16 protein-coding genes are annotated in these 19,437 nt (G+C 51.4%); 5 read left to right on the top strand and 11 right to left on the bottom strand.

Annotated elements, in window-relative coordinates; genetic code table 11:
* Complete coding sequence (locus tag JJD41_RS15340; protein ID WP_234488855.1) at positions 1 to 1,215, bottom strand: RNA-guided endonuclease InsQ/TnpB family protein; 1,215 nt, start codon at positions 1,213 to 1,215, stop codon at positions 1 to 3.
* A 227-nt stretch (positions 1,216 to 1,442) separates the two neighbouring features.
* Between JJD41_RS15340 and JJD41_RS15335 the strand changes: the two genes are divergently transcribed.
* Entirely contained in the window at positions 1,443 to 2,165 is a 723-nt protein-coding gene (locus JJD41_RS15335; protein ID WP_200667990.1) for a WD40/YVTN/BNR-like repeat-containing protein, read from the top strand.
* Positions 2,166 to 2,184: 19 nt separating this feature from the next.
* Here JJD41_RS15335 and JJD41_RS15330 read toward each other — a convergent pair whose 3' ends face one another.
* A complete protein-coding gene (locus JJD41_RS15330; RefSeq protein ID WP_200667988.1) occupies positions 2,185 to 2,580 on the bottom strand; it encodes a hypothetical protein in 396 nt (131 codons plus the stop codon).
* Positions 2,581 to 3,177: 597 nt separating this feature from the next.
* On the opposite strand from JJD41_RS15330, the gene JJD41_RS15325 reads away from it, so the two are divergent.
* The 3 genes from JJD41_RS15325 to JJD41_RS15315 all read left to right on the top strand — a co-directional run bounded on the left by JJD41_RS15325 (position 3,178) and on the right by JJD41_RS15315 (position 7,497).
* Positions 3,178 to 4,575 (top strand): NB-ARC domain-containing protein, encoded by a 1,398-nt coding sequence (locus JJD41_RS15325; protein ID WP_200667986.1) that lies wholly within the window; start codon positions 3,178 to 3,180, stop codon positions 4,573 to 4,575.
* A 240-nt stretch (positions 4,576 to 4,815) separates the two neighbouring features.
* Complete coding sequence (locus tag JJD41_RS15320) at positions 4,816 to 6,507, top strand: protein kinase domain-containing protein (RefSeq protein ID WP_370583854.1); 1,692 nt, start codon at positions 4,816 to 4,818, stop codon at positions 6,505 to 6,507.
* Between the two features lie 60 nt (positions 6,508 to 6,567).
* Entirely contained in the window at positions 6,568 to 7,497 is a 930-nt protein-coding gene (locus JJD41_RS15315; protein ID WP_200667984.1) for a hypothetical protein, read from the top strand.
* Between the two features lie 60 nt (positions 7,498 to 7,557).
* Here the strand turns inward: JJD41_RS15315 and JJD41_RS15310 are convergent, their stop codons facing one another.
* The 3 genes from JJD41_RS15310 to hcp all read right to left on the bottom strand — a co-directional run bounded on the left by JJD41_RS15310 (position 7,558) and on the right by hcp (position 12,399).
* On the bottom strand, positions 7,558 to 10,182 hold the full coding sequence (locus tag JJD41_RS15310) for a CHAT domain-containing protein (protein ID WP_200667982.1): 2,625 nt from the start codon (positions 10,180 to 10,182) through the stop codon (positions 7,558 to 7,560).
* A gap of 225 nt (positions 10,183 to 10,407) precedes the next feature.
* On the bottom strand, positions 10,408 to 10,611 hold the full coding sequence (locus JJD41_RS15305; RefSeq protein ID WP_168571361.1) for a hypothetical protein: 204 nt from the start codon (positions 10,609 to 10,611) through the stop codon (positions 10,408 to 10,410).
* Positions 10,612 to 10,752: 141 nt separating this feature from the next.
* A complete protein-coding gene (gene hcp, locus JJD41_RS15300) occupies positions 10,753 to 12,399 on the bottom strand; it encodes a hydroxylamine reductase (protein WP_200667980.1) in 1,647 nt (548 codons plus the stop codon).
* Positions 12,400 to 12,518: 119 nt separating this feature from the next.
* On the opposite strand from hcp, the gene JJD41_RS15295 reads away from it, so the two are divergent.
* A complete protein-coding gene (locus JJD41_RS15295) occupies positions 12,519 to 13,232 on the top strand; it encodes a Crp/Fnr family transcriptional regulator (RefSeq protein WP_200667978.1) in 714 nt (237 codons plus the stop codon).
* Positions 13,233 to 13,501: 269 nt separating this feature from the next.
* Here the strand turns inward: JJD41_RS15295 and JJD41_RS15290 are convergent, their stop codons facing one another.
* The 6 genes from JJD41_RS15290 to JJD41_RS15265 all read right to left on the bottom strand — a co-directional run bounded on the left by JJD41_RS15290 (position 13,502) and on the right by JJD41_RS15265 (position 19,272).
* Entirely contained in the window at positions 13,502 to 13,768 is a 267-nt protein-coding gene (locus JJD41_RS15290) for a hypothetical protein (protein WP_234488854.1), read from the bottom strand.
* Between the two features lie 34 nt (positions 13,769 to 13,802).
* Positions 13,803 to 16,079, bottom strand: coding sequence for a heavy metal translocating P-type ATPase (locus tag JJD41_RS15285; RefSeq protein WP_234488853.1), 2,277 nt, complete (start codon positions 16,077 to 16,079; stop codon positions 13,803 to 13,805).
* A gap of 493 nt (positions 16,080 to 16,572) precedes the next feature.
* Complete coding sequence (locus tag JJD41_RS15280) at positions 16,573 to 18,159, bottom strand: Hsp70 family protein (RefSeq protein ID WP_200667976.1); 1,587 nt, start codon at positions 18,157 to 18,159, stop codon at positions 16,573 to 16,575.
* 18 nt (positions 18,160 to 18,177) lie between these two features.
* Complete coding sequence (locus tag JJD41_RS15275) at positions 18,178 to 18,702, bottom strand: nucleotide exchange factor GrpE (RefSeq protein WP_200667974.1); 525 nt, start codon at positions 18,700 to 18,702, stop codon at positions 18,178 to 18,180.
* Positions 18,703 to 18,711: 9 nt separating this feature from the next.
* Positions 18,712 to 18,948 carry a DUF2997 domain-containing protein gene (locus JJD41_RS15270; RefSeq protein WP_200667972.1) on the bottom strand — a complete coding sequence of 79 codons (237 nt, stop codon included), beginning with the start codon at positions 18,946 to 18,948 and terminating at the stop codon, positions 18,712 to 18,714.
* 87 nt (positions 18,949 to 19,035) lie between these two features.
* Positions 19,036 to 19,272 carry a hypothetical protein gene (locus tag JJD41_RS15265; protein ID WP_200667970.1) on the bottom strand — a complete coding sequence of 79 codons (237 nt, stop codon included), beginning with the start codon at positions 19,270 to 19,272 and terminating at the stop codon, positions 19,036 to 19,038.
* Between the last annotated feature and the right edge of the window lie 165 nt (positions 19,273 to 19,437).

Raw genomic sequence — 19,437 nt, 5'->3', positions numbered from 1 at the left:
TTACCCAAACTTACCCATCAACTCTGAAAGCTTGATGAACAATACCTTTGAGTCGATTTTACTTCCTGCTTCTACCAAGGGAGTCAGCTCGCTCTTGTCCACAGGCGTTAATTTGGCCGTAGCTCGACCTATTTTTTCCAGATTTTTGGCTGCGTTTAAATCTCTGTCTATTTTGAGATGACAATGGTCGCAACCAAACAGTCTTTCTGATAAGAGTAATGAGTCTTTAATGCTTCCACAATTAGAACAGATTTTACTAGATGGATAAAATCTGTCTACGATTATTAGTTGTGACCCATATATTTGGCTCTTATATTCCATCTGCCGTCGGAATTCATAAAACCCCATATCGGCGATAGATTTAGCTAGTTTATGATTGGCCATCATGCCTGATACGTTTAAGTCTTCTATCACATTAACGGCGTGGTTCTTGCATAATTGTGAGGTCAACTTATGTAACGTATCTTTTCTGAGATTAGCGATTTTCCGATGGAGTTTTTGGACTTGAAGCTGGGACTTTTTTCGATTGGCAGAGCCGAGACTTTTTCGGCTAACTTGTCTTTGGAGTCTAGCTAGTTTATTTGAATGCTTTTTATATGCTTTTATTCCTTCTATACTTACTCCCGTTGATAAGGTGGCAAGCGCTTTTATCCCCAAATCTATCCCCACTACATCTGTTTTCTTATCGGTGGGGGTCACGTTGACATCTATTTTAAACGAAATAAACCAGCGATCTGCCTCTCGACTAATCGTCACATTTTTGGGTTGATAATTCCCCGATAATCTTTCATAAGTTTTCAGAATTCCAATGACAGGAACCTGAATTTTATTTTCAGATAATATTTTTATGGTTCCATCTAGAGTAAAGCTGTCTTGTCTGCCTTTTTTCTTAAATTTAGGTCTAGATTTCTTTTTTTTAAAGCAATCTTGCCACGCCTGGGCGAGATGTCTGAGAGCGTATTGAGGGGCACACTTAGAAACTTCGTAATACCACAGATTCTCTGGTTTTACTAACTTATTTAACCACTTATGTAAGTCAATAGCTGTGGGAAATTTGATTTTTTCATCGGGACTACAATCGGCATTATGTGATAAAATTCCTAAACACAACCCGTGACCCCAATTGTAAGCATGACGCGCCACTCCCGCATGACGAGCGAGTTTTTGTCGTTGGGTAAGATTAACTTTAAGTTGTGTTTTAAACCCTAATAACATGGAGTTAAATGCTCTACGCTACCAATGGCGCCTAACTAGAGCTAATTTTACCACCACTGATGACTTTATTAACAATTCAGTTTCTAGAAATATTGGTCAATGCTCCGGGAATTTCTCATTATTTGAGTAAGATTGGATAAGATTGGGTAAGTTTTCGGCTTCTGTAGTTAACCCTCGGCGTCGATCCGGACAACCCCGAAGTTCTCTACATTGCCACCCATTACGGCTTGGTACGACGCAGCGAGGACGGACAGTGGTATTGGGTCGGCGACGATCGCTCGGACTATATGGGATTTGCCGTGGATCCGGGCGATCGCAACCGCTTTTATATGAGCGGACACCCGCCGACCGGGGGGAATTTGGGATTTCGAGTCACCGAGAATCGCGGTAAAGATTGGAAAACCGAGTCGATGTCCGGAGTAGATTTCCACGCGATCGCCGTCGCCCCGGCAGATCCGAAAACGATTTACGGATGGGCCACCTCCGGAGAAGTCGGCTTTTTTGTTTCCCGCGATCGCGGTCAAACCTGGACCGAACTGCGACCGATCGGCTTGGAAGAGATGCCTTTTAATTTGATCGTGGATCCCGCTCGCCCGGATCGGGTATTTGCTACGACCCGGGCGGGATTGTACCAAAGCAATAATAGCGGTCGCAACTGGGAGTTAGTCTCCAATACCGACACGGCGCCGATCGTCGGTCTCGCCGTTCTCGAAGACGGGACGGAAGGTACCCTCTACGGCTATCGCTTGCTCGACTCGGCCCCGGGACTGTATCGCAGTGGCAATGGCGGTCAAACCTGGGAAAGGTTCGGGGAAGGCATTGAAGGCATCGTCGTACATTTGGTGCAGGCGCCGGGAAATTCCCAAATCCTTTATGCTGTTAACGAGAACAATGGCATCTTTGAATCGAGAGATCGCGGCGCCACCTGGACGGCGATCGCGACTCCCTAGCCACTGAGTACCGATTGGGTTAACGGGAGGGCAACAGGTCGGCTCGATCGCCGCCCCGTGCTTGCACGCGCAACGGCTCGAATCCAGATGCGGCGATCGCCCGCGCCCAATCCGCGACCGACAGGCGATCGGCAACGGCAGGGGTCAGGGATTCGGCAATCTCGGTCTGTTCGGCGAACGAGAGGCGATCGGGCAATGTTACGCTCCGAGAAGCCGGGAACGGGGAACGGTCAATCTCGCATTGCCCCGCCGGAGCGAAGGTGATGCGGGGAGAAAGGCGGTGTTCGGTTGTGGCGATCGGACGGATCTCGATCCGGATCTGAAGGGAGTGGCGGGACAATGCGGGTAACAATAGAGTGGCCAGGACGATCGCGCTCGTACATAACGTCGCCTGGTACAGATTGCTCCAATTCATCCCCTTAGACCTCCATTGGGATGGCTTCATTGCTTCCATCCCCAATTCGTCCGATCTCGCGCCGCTAAATTCATCGGCATTTGAATAAAGTCTTGCTCAAAGTTGACCGCCATCACCGATCTCGAACGAGCGGATCGAGTCTTATTTAAGTCAGTATATAACGCCTTTCGATCGGAAATCATCCCCGATTTCTTGGATTTTTGTAAAGTTTAGATGGCAATCGACCCGTAATTTTCGACCTCTTCCATCCAGGGCAATTACTATCGATGGCGATCGCCTTTTTTCGGCGGCGCCCTAGTTATTTGGCCGTGATTTGGCCGTCGATCGCGCGGCGCGATCGACGGGAAAAATGCCCGATTCCGTGAAATAGGGTCGAGTGACTGTAGGCAGATCGGGGAACTGTTACGATGTCGGGCGGCGATCGCCCCTCTCCCTGGGTCGCTTCCGGCCTTGAGAAAGGGCGAATTGCCACCTCTTACATAAATTAGCTAACTTGAATGAGACATCGTTGAGGTTGATGGCAAAGATCGAATATTATATAGAAGACCCCTCGATCGAATGTAGAGTTAACCGATAGAGGATTAAGGTGAGAATCCAATGATGTCCCTCGACTCCAAGTTTCAGGAATTTCTCGACGCACAGGCCAAACATCACGCTTTATCTCGTGCGGAATGGGAAGCCCTCAGTTTAGCCGTAACCGGTCACGAAATTAGTGCCATTGCCGAACAACTGCACGTCCGACCGGAAGCGATCCGACAGCGACTGAGCCAAGTCTATCAAAAATTTAACATTCAAGGACGCGGCCCGGTCAAACTGGCGAAACTGCAAAAACTCCTACAGCAGCGCTACCAAGAATATTGCATCGCCCGCGAAGCGGAATTAGGAAGTTGCTGCTGCGATCGCCTCGGGAGCTCCATTCCCCAGGATTGGGGTAACGCGCCCGATCTGAGTAGCTTTTACGGACGCGAGGCGGAACTGGCCACTCTAGAGCACTGGATCGTCGGCGATCGCTGTCGCTCGATCTCCATTTTAGGACTGGGTGGCATCGGTAAAACCAGCTTGGCGATCGCCGCCGTCAAAGAGGTTCTCGAAGCGGGAAACTTCGACAGGCTCATTTGGCGATCGCTCTCCCACGCACCGACCCCAGAAACTTTACTCGACGACCTCTTGCTGCGTTTCTATCCAGAAACCCTCGATCCGCCCGCCGCGATCGCCACCAAAATGACCCTCGTCATCGAAGGGTTGCGATCGCGGCGCTGCTTAATCGTCTTGGACGACGTAGAAACCATTTTACGCCCTGGCGACCGTCTCGGACGCTACCAAAGCGGCTACGAAGTCTACGGACAACTGTTTCAACGAGTCGGAGAATCTCCCCACCAAAGTACCTTCCTGATTCTCTCTCAAGAAAAACTACGAGAAATCTCCTTACTCGCCGGATCGAATCAACCCGTTCGCTTGCTCAAACTCGACGGACTCAAACTCCAAGATGCCCGACAATTGCTCCAGGAAAAACACCTGACCGGACAACCGGAACATTGGCAAGAGTTAATCGATAATTATCGCGGCAATCCCCTCGCTTTAAAAATTGTCGCCACGACCATTCAAGAAGTGTTTGGTTGCAGCGTGGATCGCTTTATAAAATACAAAACCTTGGTCATTAAAGACCTGTTTCTCGAAGTTCTCGAACGACAATTCGAGCGTTTATCTCCCTTGGAACAAAAAATCGTTTTTTATTTAGCACAGAATCAATATCCGCATTCTTTAGAACAAATTCACCTGCAAATGAAAACCACGAACTTGAGTCATTCCGACTTAATCGAACCGTTGGAATCCCTAAGCGGGCGATCGCTGATCGAAAAAACCAAAAATCACGAAACCCACGAACCCCTGTTTACCCTCCAACCCGTGATTCGCAAATATGCGATCAAATACCACCTCGCCGAAATGGAAGTCAGCGAGAGTGAGGGCGCCGCGATCGAACCGACCCCGTTATAAGATTCAGCCGATGGCGATCCTCCCAACTGCTTTGGAGTCGTTAAGTGCAAAGCGCGAAGCCATGCCGCAGGCTATACGCGATCGCCCCTACTTTTCATTGCTCCCTACGGTTAGCCTCTCACGGTGGCTACTATTTTTTAAAACCATTAGAATAGTTATATATTTCAACCCCTTCTCGATGGTGTCGTTTCTCTAGCTGATTTTTTGGTGAAATGCTTTTGTAACCATTTCCCTTAATATGTGAAATACTGTATCAATCCAGCCTGTCAACACCGTCAAAATTCCGATGCTGCCCTATCCTGTCAGGGATGTGGCACCGAGCTGCTCGTGGGCGGACGCTATCGCCTGCTCCAGCCGTTGCGATCGCTCGAAGGCCATCACCCCACGGAACTGTTCGAGGTAGACGATCGCGGTACGACCAAAGTAATGAAAGTGCTGGTACAAAGGCGCCCAGAAACGATCGAGATGTTCGAGCGCGAAGCCCTGACCTTACAATCGATCCAGGCTCCAGGCATTCCTCGGGTCGAACTCGACGGCTTCTTTAGCGTCTCTCTCCCCGACAGCACGCGCCCGGTGTACTGCTTGGTCATGGAAAAAATCGACGGCGAAACCCTGGAGCAGTGGTCCGCGCGCTGGGGCAAACTCCCCCAACGCCTCGCCCTCAACTGGCTCAGACAGCTCATCGCTATTTTAGATTTACTGCACGGGAACGGCTGCTTTCACCGGGATATCAAACCCTCGAATATTATTTTGCAACCGGACGGTCAACTGGTGTTGATCGACTTCGGTTCGGTTCGCAACGTTACCGATACCTACCTGGCGAAACTTAAAGGCGGACTCGCCGTGACCAGCGTCATTTCCGGCGGCTATACCCCACCGGAACAAATCGAAGGGAAAGCCCTCCCCCAATCGGATTTTTTCGCGCTCGGGCGCACCTTCGTCCACCTGCTTGCAGGTCAATCCCCCGTCGATTTACCCTCAAACCCGAAAACGGGGAGGCTAATTTGGCGCGATCGCGCCGAACAGGTGTCCAAACCCCTCGCCGATTTTATTGACGAGTTGATGGCGCCGTTGCCCCGCCAGCGTCCTCAAGATACTGCCAGTATCAGACGTTACTTGAGCCGTCGGGGCTTGTGGCTGCATAGTATATTGGGGGTGCTGCGATCGCCCCAGATGAAATATACCCTTCTCGGACTGTTGGCGTTCGCGCTTTTGTATCGCTTCTCTTTTCCTACCCAAGCGCAATATTACTACGATCGCGGTCTCGAAGCCTACCGAGAGGAAGAGTACGAACGCGCCCGCCATTATTACGAAAAAGCCCTTGAATTCCATCCTACCGATCCGAAAATTTATAATAATCTAGGATTGTTGTGTGCCAAAGAATCTGACTGGGCTTGCGCTCAAGAAAACTATCAAAAAGCCTTGGATCTCAATCCAGAAAATCCATTCACTCAATACAATTTGGGGGGACTTTACGACGATTCCGGCAACTTCGAGCAAGCCGAACGCTTGTACCGTCTTGCCAGCGAATCCCCCAATCCGGTGACCGCCCACGCCCTGAGTGATTTAGCGCGGATGCGCATTTTACAAGGGGATACCGAAGCGGCGATCGCCTTGAGCGAACGGGGGTTAAAAGCAACCGACCGTCCTACAGTCAAAGCAGCTTTATACAAAAATCTAGGTTGGGCGTTCTGGATCGAAAACGATGACGTCCGCGCCGAATCGTACCTGCGAGCGGCGATCGCCGCCAACCCCGAACGAAGCGACAGTTACTGTTTGCTCGCCCAAGTTCTCGAAGCCCGAGGCGATCGCGAACCCCCCCTCATTGATTGGCAAAATTGCCTAAAAGAAAACCCCCGCTCTCAATTAGACCTGCTCACTTGGCAAACCCTCGCCCGCCAACGACTGAACCAGGCGCACGGCGATCGTTAACCGACCGTCCACTTGCTTTCCTTGTTTCCATCCATCCCATCTCTGGAGGCAGAATAGTCGATGAAACTCACTAGCTACCTCGGTTTGTGCGTCCAAACCCTTTTCGGACTGATTCAGTTTTTCGAGATCGCCCAACCAGCGAACGCGATCGGAGATTCGCCCTCGCTGGCGGATCACTTAACTGCAAATACCGTCACCGATTCCTGTCAGCGAATCGGACGGGTCTTGAAGGCGAACGAGAATTCCTTGATGCACGCCGAAAATACTTCCCTATGCGCCGAAACCGTCATCCAAACTCCCCCCGGTCGTCCCTCGAGCGCCCTGTGCTTTGCAAATCTCGAAACCGTCGTGATTCCGGCAGGTCAGACCGGGCGCGGTGGCGATCTGTGTCCCCCAGTTGCCCTCGTTTGCGACGAAGAACGCGGCTGCGCCCCGGAAGATCCGCGCAGTCCGGAAGAGCTACAAGACAGTCCCAGAATTGTCCGCCCGTACAACAACACGACCTCGATCGACGATCGCCCCACCTTCTCCTGGAAACACATCGCCGGAGTCGATTACTATATCTTGAGAGTAGAAGATTTGAGCGGTACGGACCGCAACCGAGAAGACCGCTACTTCGTTTCCGAAATGAGAACGGGGGATCCGATCGAATTTCAATATCCTTTTGAAAAGCCCTTAACCCCAGGCAATCAATACATCACCACGGTCGAAGGGGTTAGCAATAGCGGCGATCGCCGGATCGTCAGATCGAGGAGTTACTTCAAAATGATCGACCGCAAAACCCACAGCGAGATCGATCGCGCGATCGCCCAACTCGACCGTCTCGACCTTTCCCCCAGGGAACAACTGCTCGACCGCCACGCCATTTATATTAGCCACGAGTTGTTCGATCTCGCGATCGTCATGCTCGAAAACTGGATCGCAGAACATCCCCACGATTCCGAGGTCGTCGGCTTACTTGAAGACCTCAAAAAAAGCCAACAGATTTAGAGGTAAAATCTACCATCTACAATCTAAAATTCCCAATTTCTTACCCAGTTACGATCGCTCTCAATGCCAATCTCCCGCGAGAATAAACGCCGCCCAATAGTAAGGCAAATGGTAGTTTTTGTCCCGATACTGGGGATCGTGTAAAAACGTTAGTTGGGTCTGACGCAACGCCTCCGCTTTCGTAAGGTTCGACTCGCGCCAATGGCGGTAAAATTCGCTCATGAATAACGCCGTCGAACCGTCGGCGACCTTCCACAAACTCGCTAAAGTACTGCGTGCCCCGGCTTGAACCGCGACCCCGGCTAAGCCCAAACCGCCGCGACGGTCCGATTTCGCCGTTTCACAGGCACTCAAGACCAGTAACTCGATCGGGAAAAGACTGCTTTCGATCCGGCGTCGGACGAAGCGGTCGAATTGGCGGACGTTAATCGGGTCGTCGAAGGCGAGAATAAAGGTCTTTTGAGGATCCGAACTAAATTCACCGTGAGTGGCAATGTGAACGATCGAAAAATCCGCGTGATTGATTTGTTTTTCAAAAGCATCGCGGGTAAAGTCTTCGTCCAAAAGGATTTTGCTGTCGCCAATTTCTGCTTGTACTTCCTCTAATTCTCTCTTGACAGCCGGGAGTTCGTCGAACCGATCGGAAAAACTCGGACCGTTTCTCACGCCTGCCAATAAGCCCCGGGGTTCGGACAAAGGTGGGGGCGGATTCGAGTTAGGCTGCGATCGCAAACTTAAGGCTAAGCTATATTTTTCGATTAAATATTGCCCTCCTTCGTCTTGCAACATTGCCATTGGAATAGTTTGGAGCAAACTGTCGGTAACAAAGACGATCGTTCCCGAATCGGGCAAGAGATCGCGAGCGGGTTGAATTAAAAGTTGGTAGAGTTCGCGAGCGGCTTTGGTAATTTGGTCTTGGTTAATACGAGTGTTAAGTGAATGCGCTTCTATAAAATAATTTAAAGCGTTAATTTGTTGTTTGACCGCCTGCCATTCGGCTGAGTAATAGTAAAATTGTTGTTCGGAGCCATCGGGAACCTCGAGGACGATCGCGATCGAATTGTATTTTTCTAAGACGATCGCGTAAAAAGTGGCTGCTGGGCGTTCTTGGAGATCGGAGTGGCGATCGCTTTCCATCAACAAATGGCAACCGAGAAAATTTTCTAATTCGGCCAACCCAAAGCGATCGACGATTTGAGCTAGGGCGATCAGTGTCTCTTGATTGGGTTCCCATTTCAAAAGGACAAAAATATAGTCTTCATAAATATCTCGAACCGTTTCTTGAAAAGCAAACTGTACTTCGGTTTCTAGGGAGAGTAAATCTTGGCGAACCTGCTCTACTTGCTCCACTGCCATTTCGTAAGCGGCGATCGCCATCGGAATTTCCCCGAGACTGTAAGCGATATTTCCTAACTGTTGTTGCCAGCGATAGCTCAATTCTGGAGCGGCGATCGCTTCCGAGAGCAACACCGCTCGTTCGGTCCATTCTCGGGCGAGATTCAAGTTACCTTGTTGCTGGTAAAACATCCCCATCAGACCCGAGGCATAAATTTCGGTCTGAGTATGGTTCAATTGGCGAGATGCGCCCAGAGCGAACTGGATCTGGGCGATCGCCTCGCGAGCGTATTGGCGATCGCCCCATTGCATTAAAGTATGGGCAAAATTGAGCCGCGCGTAGATTTCCTCGATCGCCGATAAACCCGAAAATAATAACGGATCGGCGACTAACTGCTCCACGGTCGGTTGGATTTGAGCGTCGAGTTGGCGCCACTCCTGGGTCAGGATCGCATTGTCATCTTGTCCGGCCCCTTCCTCCTTCAACCACTCGGCGATCTCGACGAGCAAACTCAAGGAATTGAACCGTGCTTGAGAGCGGGTGCCGTTGGCAGCTTCCCCCTCACTCTCCCTTCGTGCTATACGACGATAACGCTCCAGGGTTTCCTTGCCCAATTCGATCGCTTTGATGCGATCGCCGGATTGTTCGGTACGGTCGTAAAAACTGCGCTGGCGATTGTATCGCGCTCGTTGGGTGTTCGCCAAGCTCAGTTCGATAACAGCGATCTCCCGACCCGATCTCCACGATCTCGCCAGTTTCAGGGCTTGTTGCAACACCGTTTCCGATGCTTTTAATTTGCCGATTTCGCGTAAGATTTCGCCCAAATTCTGTAAGGCGAGCTTCTCGATTGCCGTGGAAAGACCGCAGTGCGACTCCGTACACGCCAACTCGAACCCATCCTCCGTTTGAGCTTCACACAAGAGATCGCCCCCCTCAACGGGGAGAATCCCGACTAATACTTTACAAGCACGACGATATTGACCTTGAGTTTGGAAAACCACACTTTGGTTGATCTGGCTTCCTACGATCCCGTCACGATCGCCCAAATAGCGATACAGTCGTTCCGCTTCTTGCCACAACTCTAAGGCTTTTTGGCGGTTGCCCCGGGCAAACTGTTCGTGTCCCTCCCGGGTTAACAGGCGAGCTTGACGTGACCATTGGGAGGATGGCGCGATCGTTTGCACCCGAAGCCGTTCCGAAGTGAGCGGGTTCGGGATCGACGGCAGTGCGATCGCCCGTGGGGTCATTCCTTCACCAAAAATTGTCCAGAGGAACAGGGCGGTTCCTCCCGCGATCGAAATAGAACGTGTCCTAGCGCACCCCCGACGCTCCAGCCAAGGTTCTAGCATCTGAATTTTTGACAACCCCTGAATTGTTTAGAATCAGCCAACGGCGCACTTCTTAACCCTACTTGGCGCGATCGCCTCAGAAGTGACCGAACCACAGAATCGGTTCTTTACTCAAGTTGTTGACTGGCTATCAATATTTTCTCAGGCTTTTTCTGGCCTGGGGAGAACTTGCAACCCTTTGAAATGTGCGATATCGAGATCTTGCCGATTGAGAATCACGAAATCTCAACCGTCGGGAAACTGCCAGCAGCACAAATGCTCGACATCCGAACTGCCACACTCCGGACAATCCGCCTCTTCTGAAGAATCCACCCATTCGGCATCGCAACGGCGACAGTGGCAGAAAATGTTATTGCGATTGGCCTGTTCGATCCCCTGTTGCCATTCTTTGAGACCTTCGGAGTCGAACATTTTGGGAATTTCAGACATTTCTCGAACTCGCGTAGATTTTAGATTGTAGATCTAAGATTTTAAGTTTTAGAGTTTATTGATTAGATCTCAAATTTTAATTACAAATTGCAAAGCGGGCAAGGATGCCCGCCCCTTTTCTAACTCCTGGCTTCTGCCTCCCTATACCGTCAATTCCAAACAAGCGGCCAAATCTTCATCCGGCGTCGAAATTGCTTTGAGGCCATATTTTTTCGATAACAACCCAAACACATTCGGCGAAATAAATGCGGGCAACGTCGGACCCAAGCGGATATTTTCGATGCCGAGATATAACAAGGTCAGCAAAATCGCCACCGCTTTTTGTTCGTACCACGAGAGAATCATCGACAACGGCAACTGATTGACCTCGACCCCGAAGGCATTCGCCAATCCCAAGGCAATCTGCAGGGCCGAATAGGCATCGTTACATTGTCCCACGTCCATCAGTCGCGGAATGCCGCCGATCTCGCCGAGGTCTTTGTCGAAAAAGCGGAATTTTCCGCAAGCTAAGGTCAAAACTACGCAATCGGACGGCACTTTTTCGACTAATTCCGTGTAGTAATTGCGGGTCGGTTTGGCCCCGTCGCAACCGCCGACGAGGAAGAAATGACGGATTTTACCTTGTTTGACTGCTTCGACGACTTCTCCCGCCACGCTTAAGACTGCATTGCGCGCAAATCCAGTCATCACTTGACGGGAATCGCCCGTTTCGGTAAAGCCGGGTAAATTTTGGGCGATCGCAATTAACGCCGCGAAATCGTCATTTTCGATATGGGGCAAGTCGGGCCACCCCACCGGACCGAGGGTATAGACCCGATTTTTATAACTCTCGTGAGGGGGCATCAAACAGTTGGTGGTCATCAGAATCGGACCGGGAAAGGCGGCGAATTCTTTGGTTTGATTCTGCCACGCCGTCCCGTAGTGACCGTACAGGTGCGGGTATTTTTGTTTTAAACCGGGATAACCGTGGGCGGGCAGCATTTCGCCGTGGGTGTAGATCGAGATGCCCGTTGCTTCGGTTTGTTGTAACAAGTGTTCCAGGGCTTTGAGGTCGTGACCGGAGACTAAAATCGCTTTACCGACGCGCGGACCGAGGGGAACGGCGGTAGGGACGGGATGACCGTAGGTTCCGGTATTGCCCGCGTCGAGGAGTTCCATGGTCCGCAAGTTAATTTCGCCGAGTTTGAGGGCAAGATTGACCCAATCGTCCAAGGTTAGATCGTTGCGGTCGAGGGCGGCTAAGGCTTCGTGACAGAAGGCGTAAACGCGATCGTCTTCTTGGGATAATTCTCGGGCGTGGTAGGCGTAGGCGGCGATCCCTTTGAGTCCGTAGAGGACGGTTAATTTTAAGGAGAAAATATCGACGTCGATCGCCGCTTTGGAGATAAATTCGTATTCGAGGTCTCGTCCTTGTTGGATTAACTCGTCGAGTCCGGTGGCGGGTTGGAAAGTGGCGGCGCCTTCGGGAATTGTCGCTTGGGGGGCGATCGCCTGTAACTGCTGTTTTAAGCCGTCTCTCAAGGCGATCGCGCGCTCGATATAATTGACGAAGCTTTGCGGGTCGAAATTGACGTTCGTTAAGGTGGCGAATAGGGTTTCGCAACTGAAGCGGTCGGCGTCGCGATCGATGATACCGTATTCGCGGGCGGCGATCGCCACCTGTCCCAATCCGCGTAAACTATGAATTAATAAGTCTTGTAAGGCGTCGAGTTCGGGGCTTTTCCCACAGGCGCCCCACTGATAACATCCTTCGCCTCGGCTGGTTTGTTCGCATTGGGTACAATACATGGCGCTTGTCTCCTGATTCGCTTTCCTCTGCTTATCCCCACTCTAGAATCGCGATCGCGGCGTGACCTTGACTTAAGTCAAGAACTGATTTTTTCCAGGTTGTTTTCTCTCAATTTCCGATGAAACCCGCCGAATCTTCTCTTGCCGAACTCGTCCAATTTTTGGCGACCACCCAACTTTTTGAGGGTCTTCCTCTCGAAGACATCGAAGCGTTAGCGGCGATCGCGGTTCAAAAAATGTATCGCAAAGGTGAGATTTTATTCTGGGAAGGCGATCGTGGGATTGGCTTTTTTGTTTTAATTCGAGGTCGGGTTAAGGTTTTTAAACAATCGGCGGAAGGCAAAGAACAAATTTTAGGCATTTTTGCGACCGGGGAGCATTTCGCCGAAGTTCCCGCTTTTGACGGCCAAGCTTTTCCGGCTTCGTCGGCGACGTTGGAGCAAACTCACGTTTTATTTTTTCCGAGGGTTGCGTTTTTTCAGTTAATGCAAGATCGACCGACGTTAGCGATGAATTTGTTATCGGTTTTTGCTCGAAAGCTGCGCCGTTTTAGCCGCGCGATCGAGAGTTTATCGTTAAAAGAAGTTCCGCAACGGTTGGCGGCGTATTTACTTTATTTAAATGAGTCGTCGGGCGATCGCACTACGATGGAGTTGGATATTACCAAAGGACAATTAGCCGCTTTTTTAGGCACGATTCCGGAAACGCTTTCCCGGGTTTTCGCCCGTTTGGTCGCCGAAGGGGCGATCGCGATCGACGGTTCGACGATTACCTTATTAAATCGAGACAGGTTAATCGCTCTGGCTGAGGGTCGGGTTAAACTTAAAAGTTAATGATTCTTCGATCTTTTTAAGTCATAAGCTGCTTCTCTTTTAAAATGCACAGGTGTAAGGAGGCGATCGTGTTTCCCGCAACCCCGCAAAAACTAGATCGTGTTTTTAGTAAAATTATTGACTTTAATCATGTATTTTCAATGTCTAACAACGGAGAAATGTAGGTAGGAGTTCATCGAGTTTGCTCCTGCCTACATTTGTTCGATCGCTCGCTCTCGTTTCTCAATCGACGATCGCGCCTGTCTAGTCCGAACTTAAATCAAAATTGTTCAAACTTCCGGACGAGAAGCGGCGAGTTCGGCTTTGGCTTCGGAAACCAGTTCTTTACTGCCTTCATAAGCGACAATACCACCTTTAACTGCCGTTTTGGCGATCGCCTTACCTGCTTTCTTGACGGCGGGAATGGCGACCGGAGCGACGACGAGGGCGCCGAGCGTTCCTAATAAAATCCATCCCATCCCCGGCACCGGACAGCGAAGCCCAAACGGACAAGTTCTCGCTAATTCTTCGCCGAATTCATATTCCCATTTCATCATGTCTTTATCCTCAAATTAGTCCTCTTTTTACGGCTTAATTCTCCCTACCTTTAAGTAAGGGGCGCAGTCCGTTGACCCCAGCCGCGATCGCCGATCCGTTATGGACCACCGCCGCCGCTAAGGGATGAAGTCCTACGGTCGTTGCTAACAATAACGCCGCCACATTTGGAATCACCGAAAGTCGGGTATTTTCACCGATCAATTGCTGGGTTTGTTGGGCCAGGGCGATCGCCTTGACCAGACTCTCTAAATCGTTTTCCATCAACACCACGTCCGCCGTTTCCCGGGCCACTTCGGATCCTTCGCCAAAGGACACGGAAACATCCGCATACGCCAAGGCTGCCGAGTCATTAATCCCGTCGCCGACAAACGCCACCGTTTTTCCCGATTCGTGCAGTTCGCGAACCACCACAGCTTTTTGTTCCGGGAAGGCGTCGGCGTGAATGTTCTCCGTGGCGATCCCCAATTGTGAGGCAACGGTAACGGCTCGTTGGCGGCAATCTCCGGTGAGAATGTGAATGTCGATCCCTTGCGCCTGCAAGGCTTGAATCGTCGCTTTCGTTTCGGGACGCAAGGGGTCGGTATATTCGATCGCCCCGAGTAATTCACCGTTGCTGGCGACGTAAATTGCCGCCGATCCGCGCAAGTCGGGATATACTTCATAGATCCGTTCTAGGTCGATCTGTTCCTTCGCCATGAAGCGATCGCAGCCGACGCGAACCTCTTCTCCCTCAATTATAGCCCGCACGCCGAGACCGACTTGATAATCCCAGCCATCGCGCTCTAACGCCTCTACCCCGCATTCTTGGGCGTAATTGAGCAGCGCACAGGCGATCGGATGCGTGAGGCGTCGTTCCGCAGTGGCGGCGAAAGCTAACAACCGTCGTGGGTCGGCACCGTGGATCGTTCTCACTCCGGTGACGACGACGTCTCCCTGAGTGAGCGTCCCGGTCTTGTCAAACACCACGGCATCTACGTGAGCCAGTTGTTCCAAACTGCGCCCGCTTCGGATGAGGATGCCGCGCCGTGCTGCCGCACTCATTGACGCCAGTACCGTAGTCGGCACGGAAACGCGAATCCCGGTCATGAAATCGAGGGTCAGAATCGCTGCGGCTCTCGCCATGCTGCCCGTCACGACTAAGACCCCGGTCGAGAACGCGAAGGCGGGCAAAATCGCTTTGTCGGCCAGTTGGGCCGCGTAGTTTTCCATGCGCGTATCGCCGACGGGAGCCTCTCGGACGAGGGTGATACTTTGTCCGGCGCGAGTGTCCAGCCCGGTTTTCTCGGTCAGGATATACAAATGGCCTTCGCGCACCAACGTAGAGGCATAGACCGGATCGCCGACCGATCGCCGCACGGGAACCGACTCGCCTGTGAGTTTTTGCTGGTCGATCGTGGCTTGGCCCCGGAGGATCGATCCGTCGATCGGGATTTGTTCGCCGGGATAGACAATAACTGTATCCCCGGGACGGACGCGATCGAGGGCGATTTGGACTTTCATCCCGTCCCGTTGGACCCAGACGACGCGATCGAGGGAATCGATCAATTCCGAGGCGTGGCGGGTCGTACTGCGGGCGGTGCGATCGCGGATCAGGTCCCCGAGTTTGTGCAGTAACAAGATCGTCGAAGGGGTGAGCGGATTGCCCTGTAACGTCGTCAGGGTCAGGGCCATCAAGTCGAGACAGTCGATGTTAATCCGCTTATCTTGCCACAAACTTTCGAGGGCTTTTTGCGCTACGGGCAGACTTCCGACGGCGATCGTCCCGACCACGGCTAGGGTCGGAATCGGCAACCCCATCGGTCCGGCGAGCAAGGCGAGGAGGCTGGCGACCAGGGGCAATTTCAGTTCGGACCAGGCGCTTTCCGCCTCCCCGTCGCCGTCAGCTCCCGGCGCCGGGACGATTGCCGTCGCCGCCAAGTCGATCAAGTTGCCCAAATGCTGCTGCATCTCCTCTACGGAAACGCGATCGCCGTGATAGTGGAGGGCGACGGACATCGCCTGGGGTTTCATGCGGATCTCGGTGATGTACTCGTCAGCTTCGAGCAACATTTGCAATCGGTAGACGTAATGAGCGTCGCAACCGAGGCGAGGCAACCGCAACCGCAACCGCCCGGGAATACTGTGAATCACTTGATGGGGAATCCCCGGGCGCGCAGTCGATGTTGACGGAGTTTGAACGGGGGAAATCGGTGAGTGCAGCGCTTCGCTATTGTCAAGGGCTTGGTCGATGGATTTGACCAGTGCGAGTGACCCTTTTTGCCTTACGACTTTTTGTTGAGACTTGAAATGGACTGCGAGGGCTGCTGCCATGATTTCCCCCTAAGATTTGTCAATTGAACTTAGGTTAACTGAAGGTTAATTTCTTCTGAATTCAGTTTAATTCTCTGGGCCATAGAAAAGCGATTTTGTAATAGTTTGTAAGCTTTGATTTTTATTAAAAATCATTTTCGTTAACGGGCGATCGTTCTCGTTTGTCTCCCCTTGAAATTTGGGGTCGCGACGGGCGACTTGACGGCACAAAGCTAGATTTATCGAGGGTTTTCAGCCAAGCTCCCCCTAAATTTCAACCCCGGCAAAAGACGATCTCTTCTTCGGAAAAATTGCCTCCATATGGGGTTGTTGCGTCATTTTTTTCCCGAAAATAGAGAATGATTGCAAATAGAAAACTTTGTCAATAACTCTGAGATTCCAGAGATTTTCTTAAAAATTCTATAAGTTTGGGGTTAGGTTCGAGGGATTTTAACCGAAGCGACTACGATTTACTCGACCCCCTAAACCTTGCCAGTTATCCCCAGTTTTCGGCTTAGTGTAATTTGGCGATCGCCGATCGCTCTACCAGTAATTCCCCGGTTAAAATATCGCGAACCGTTACTAACAACACCCGCATTTCGTCAATTTCAAATTGAACGGCGATGCGATCGCAACCGACTTGTCCGGGGGGGTCGAGATGGGCAATACAAACGTCGGGATCCCGTCCTTGTAGGGAGCGAAATTGAGTCTGTTTTTGCAGCGCCGTGCTGCTCATTTGACCTTCGGGGTCGAAAATAACCTCTGCTGCAGTAATTTCGGCGACTTCGCCAATATCCAGGCGAATTTCCCGTTGTCCTTCCACGGCGACTTGCAAAACCAACGGGCGATCGCCTGCGGTGGGATAGGACGTTCCTTGTTCAAAAATCGGCCAATAAGAATAACTTTTACTATACGGTTCCCACAGTCGGATCGCGTAACTGTGGCGCAAATAGTCTTCAATTTTAACGTGACGTTCGAGGGCTAAAGCACCGTGGGCGACCGCTTCAAAGGGCTTGTCTATTTTGACTTTCTGCCGTCCGAAATAAGAAACGATTAATTGAGCGATCGCGGGAATCAAACAACTGCCGCCGACTAATAAAACCCGTTCGATCTCCCGTTTGCTAATCCCTTTACTCGTAGCGATCGCCAGCACTTCGTCGATCGCCTCGCGCAAGCGATCGAGTAAACCTTTGCGCTCTAAAAGCTCTTCTAACTGCTGGCGGCTCAATTCAATTTGATAGGCTTGAAAGGTTTCTTCATCAAACCAACTTTCTCGAGCAGTTGCTGTTTGAGAGAGCCGAATTTTCAAACGTTCGGCAATTTCGAGTAACTGCAACCAACCCATTTCGCCGACTTGCGATCGATTCGATCCGATCTGACGCAAATAATCTTCCACGATCCAGCGATCGATATCTTCTCCACCGAGATAGGCGTCGAACTTGGCGATCGCTTGCGCCCGAACCGTGGACGGGTCGCGATCGCGGGCGCCCCATTCCACCGTGCGAACTAAGCTCAAATCCAGAGTTCCGCCACCGAAATCGACGACCAGGACGACGGCGCCGGGGGTTTGTAGGGCATATCCCAACGCCGCCGCCGTAGACTCGTCTATCACTTGCACCGATCCGACGCCGAGGACTTCCCCCATCCCTCGAATCCATTCTAAATAGCGGTCGAAGGCGCCGACGGGAACGGTAAAAATGGCGCGGGTCGGGTCGATTCCCAGGCGGTGCAGTTCTTCCCAGATGCCTAAGAAAAACCGTTGGGCGATCGCCTGCGGGGTGTAGGCGATGCCGTCAATTTGGCGCGGGGGCGGCTGAAAATCGGCCACCAGAGCGCGTTTGAAGCTACGAAACAGGCGATCGGGGTCGGCGGCGTCCAAGCGGCGCGATCGCACGGCTTGACCGAAGGTTAGTTGTTGGTTCTCGCCGCAAAAAACCAGGGACGGAATCACGGGAATTTCATAGCGATCGCCTGAGCTGCGATGGAGGACGAAGCGGCGCGAAAGTCCTTCAAATTTAAGGGTTTCTGGGGTTTGGCGGTCGGGGCTGAGAATGCTGACGACGGTGTTGCTCGTGCCGAAGTCGATCGCGACTGCTGTCATGACAAATGTCTGGATGGTTTAGTCGATCCCTGGCGGTAAGGTCCGGCTGACTTTCGCCGGACACAAGATGCGATCGCCCTGACGGTACCCGATAAAGCGAATGTAAACCAGTTCCCCCGGTTGGATGCTGTCGGTATCGGCTTGATGCCATTGAGGATTGTAACCGACCCGTTCCCACGGCGTCCCGATCGCCTCGTATCCCCAGTTTTCTAAAACCGTTGCTAGGGGAGTAAATAAAGCGATTAAATTTCGCGCCGGAAGTTCGGGTTTTTCGCGGGCGAATTGACACGCACTCGGGTATTGAGTCAGCAAACTTTGCAATTCCTCGAAGGTGTCTCGATGCACTTGTCGGGTAATCTGCTGTTGTTGGTCGGACAATTGAGCGCGCAAGCGCTCGCATTGTCGTCGCAACTGCTCGACTTCGTCGGCGATCTCCGTTGGGTCGGGCGCGGGTTCGCTTTCTTTTTTTAACGCAGAAATAAGCGCCAAACTGATAACAAACAGAACTCCACCGAAGGCGAACAAATTCGGATCTTCAACCACGGAAATCCCTTATTCCTCCTGCCGGATCGAGGCGGTGCGATCGCCCGTCAAGTTTTCATAATTTTCATAAGCATCTTGGCGATCGTCATAGTATTCTGGCAATAATTCCCGCGATTTCACCTGACCGAGTGCCGCTTCTAATCCGGCAGTGATTTCCGTACAACTCGTCCCGGATCCCTCGATCGCGGTTTCGATCGTCTTGCCGTCTTTCCCAATCCGATATTCAATTTTTTGATATTCTGCCATAGAGAGAACTCCCAAACTTTCTGTCCCCTTCGCCCTCGCCGACGAGGGGAAAGGCTGTCTCTAGTTTACGAAAGTTCTCAGGATTTTTCACGCCCAAAAGCCGCCTTCAGGAAAGAAGGGAACCGCTTTCCCCTGTTTTTTCTCCCGCTTGCGGTTGTGATTTTCCAGTTCGCCGTGGGCGTGAGTTAACAACTCAAAAACCGATTCCCGCGAGTGGTTGAGCTTGAAAAATTTGAGATCTCCCGCTACCGTTAACGGCGCGACAAAGGCAATGGAAGCCACTAAACTTCTTTGAATCGGTTTCCAAGTGAACAGTGAAAACATTTTTAAAACGTCCCTCAGATCTAAAGTGCCAACCGCCTGCAAGGCGTTCGATCGGTGGGCTGCAGCTTTTTTAAATATTGATTGAAGAATTCTTATGATTAATATTAGAGTATCTTTATGTACCCTTCAAGAATGGCACAAAATTATTCACAATCCTTGACATTT

Origin of the sequence: Oxynema mangrovii CENA135 (assembly GCF_016632315.1) — a bacterium.
Taxonomy (GTDB): Bacteria; Cyanobacteriota; Cyanobacteriia; order Cyanobacteriales; family Laspinemataceae; genus Oxynema; species Oxynema aestuarii.
Note: the sequence above shows the minus strand (reverse complement) of the source record. Positions and strands in the feature narration are given on the sequence as shown.

Excerpts from the sequence above, each read along its gene's own strand:
- JJD41_RS15340 (WP_234488855.1), bottom strand. The coding sequence starts at position 1,215 with ATGTTATTAGGGTTTAAAACACAACTTAAAGTTAATCTTACCCAACGA.
- JJD41_RS15330 (WP_200667988.1), bottom strand. The coding sequence starts at position 2,580 with ATGAATTGGAGCAATCTGTACCAGGCGACGTTATGTACGAGCGCGATC.
- JJD41_RS15325 (WP_200667986.1), top strand. The coding sequence starts at position 3,178 with ATGATGTCCCTCGACTCCAAGTTTCAGGAATTTCTCGACGCACAGGCC.
- JJD41_RS15315 (WP_200667984.1), top strand. The coding sequence starts at position 6,568 with ATGAAACTCACTAGCTACCTCGGTTTGTGCGTCCAAACCCTTTTCGGA.
- JJD41_RS15310 (WP_200667982.1), bottom strand. The coding sequence starts at position 10,182 with ATGCTAGAACCTTGGCTGGAGCGTCGGGGGTGCGCTAGGACACGTTCT.
- JJD41_RS15305 (WP_168571361.1), bottom strand. The coding sequence starts at position 10,611 with ATGTCTGAAATTCCCAAAATGTTCGACTCCGAAGGTCTCAAAGAATGG.
- hcp (WP_200667980.1), bottom strand. The coding sequence starts at position 12,399 with ATGTATTGTACCCAATGCGAACAAACCAGCCGAGGCGAAGGATGTTAT.
- JJD41_RS15295 (WP_200667978.1), top strand. The coding sequence starts at position 12,519 with ATGAAACCCGCCGAATCTTCTCTTGCCGAACTCGTCCAATTTTTGGCG.
- JJD41_RS15290 (WP_234488854.1), bottom strand. The coding sequence starts at position 13,768 with ATGATGAAATGGGAATATGAATTCGGCGAAGAATTAGCGAGAACTTGT.
- JJD41_RS15285 (WP_234488853.1), bottom strand. The coding sequence starts at position 16,079 with ATGGCAGCAGCCCTCGCAGTCCATTTCAAGTCTCAACAAAAAGTCGTA.
- JJD41_RS15280 (WP_200667976.1), bottom strand. The coding sequence starts at position 18,159 with ATGACAGCAGTCGCGATCGACTTCGGCACGAGCAACACCGTCGTCAGC.
- JJD41_RS15270 (WP_200667972.1), bottom strand. The coding sequence starts at position 18,948 with ATGGCAGAATATCAAAAAATTGAATATCGGATTGGGAAAGACGGCAAG.
- JJD41_RS15265 (WP_200667970.1), bottom strand. The coding sequence starts at position 19,272 with ATGTTTTCACTGTTCACTTGGAAACCGATTCAAAGAAGTTTAGTGGCT.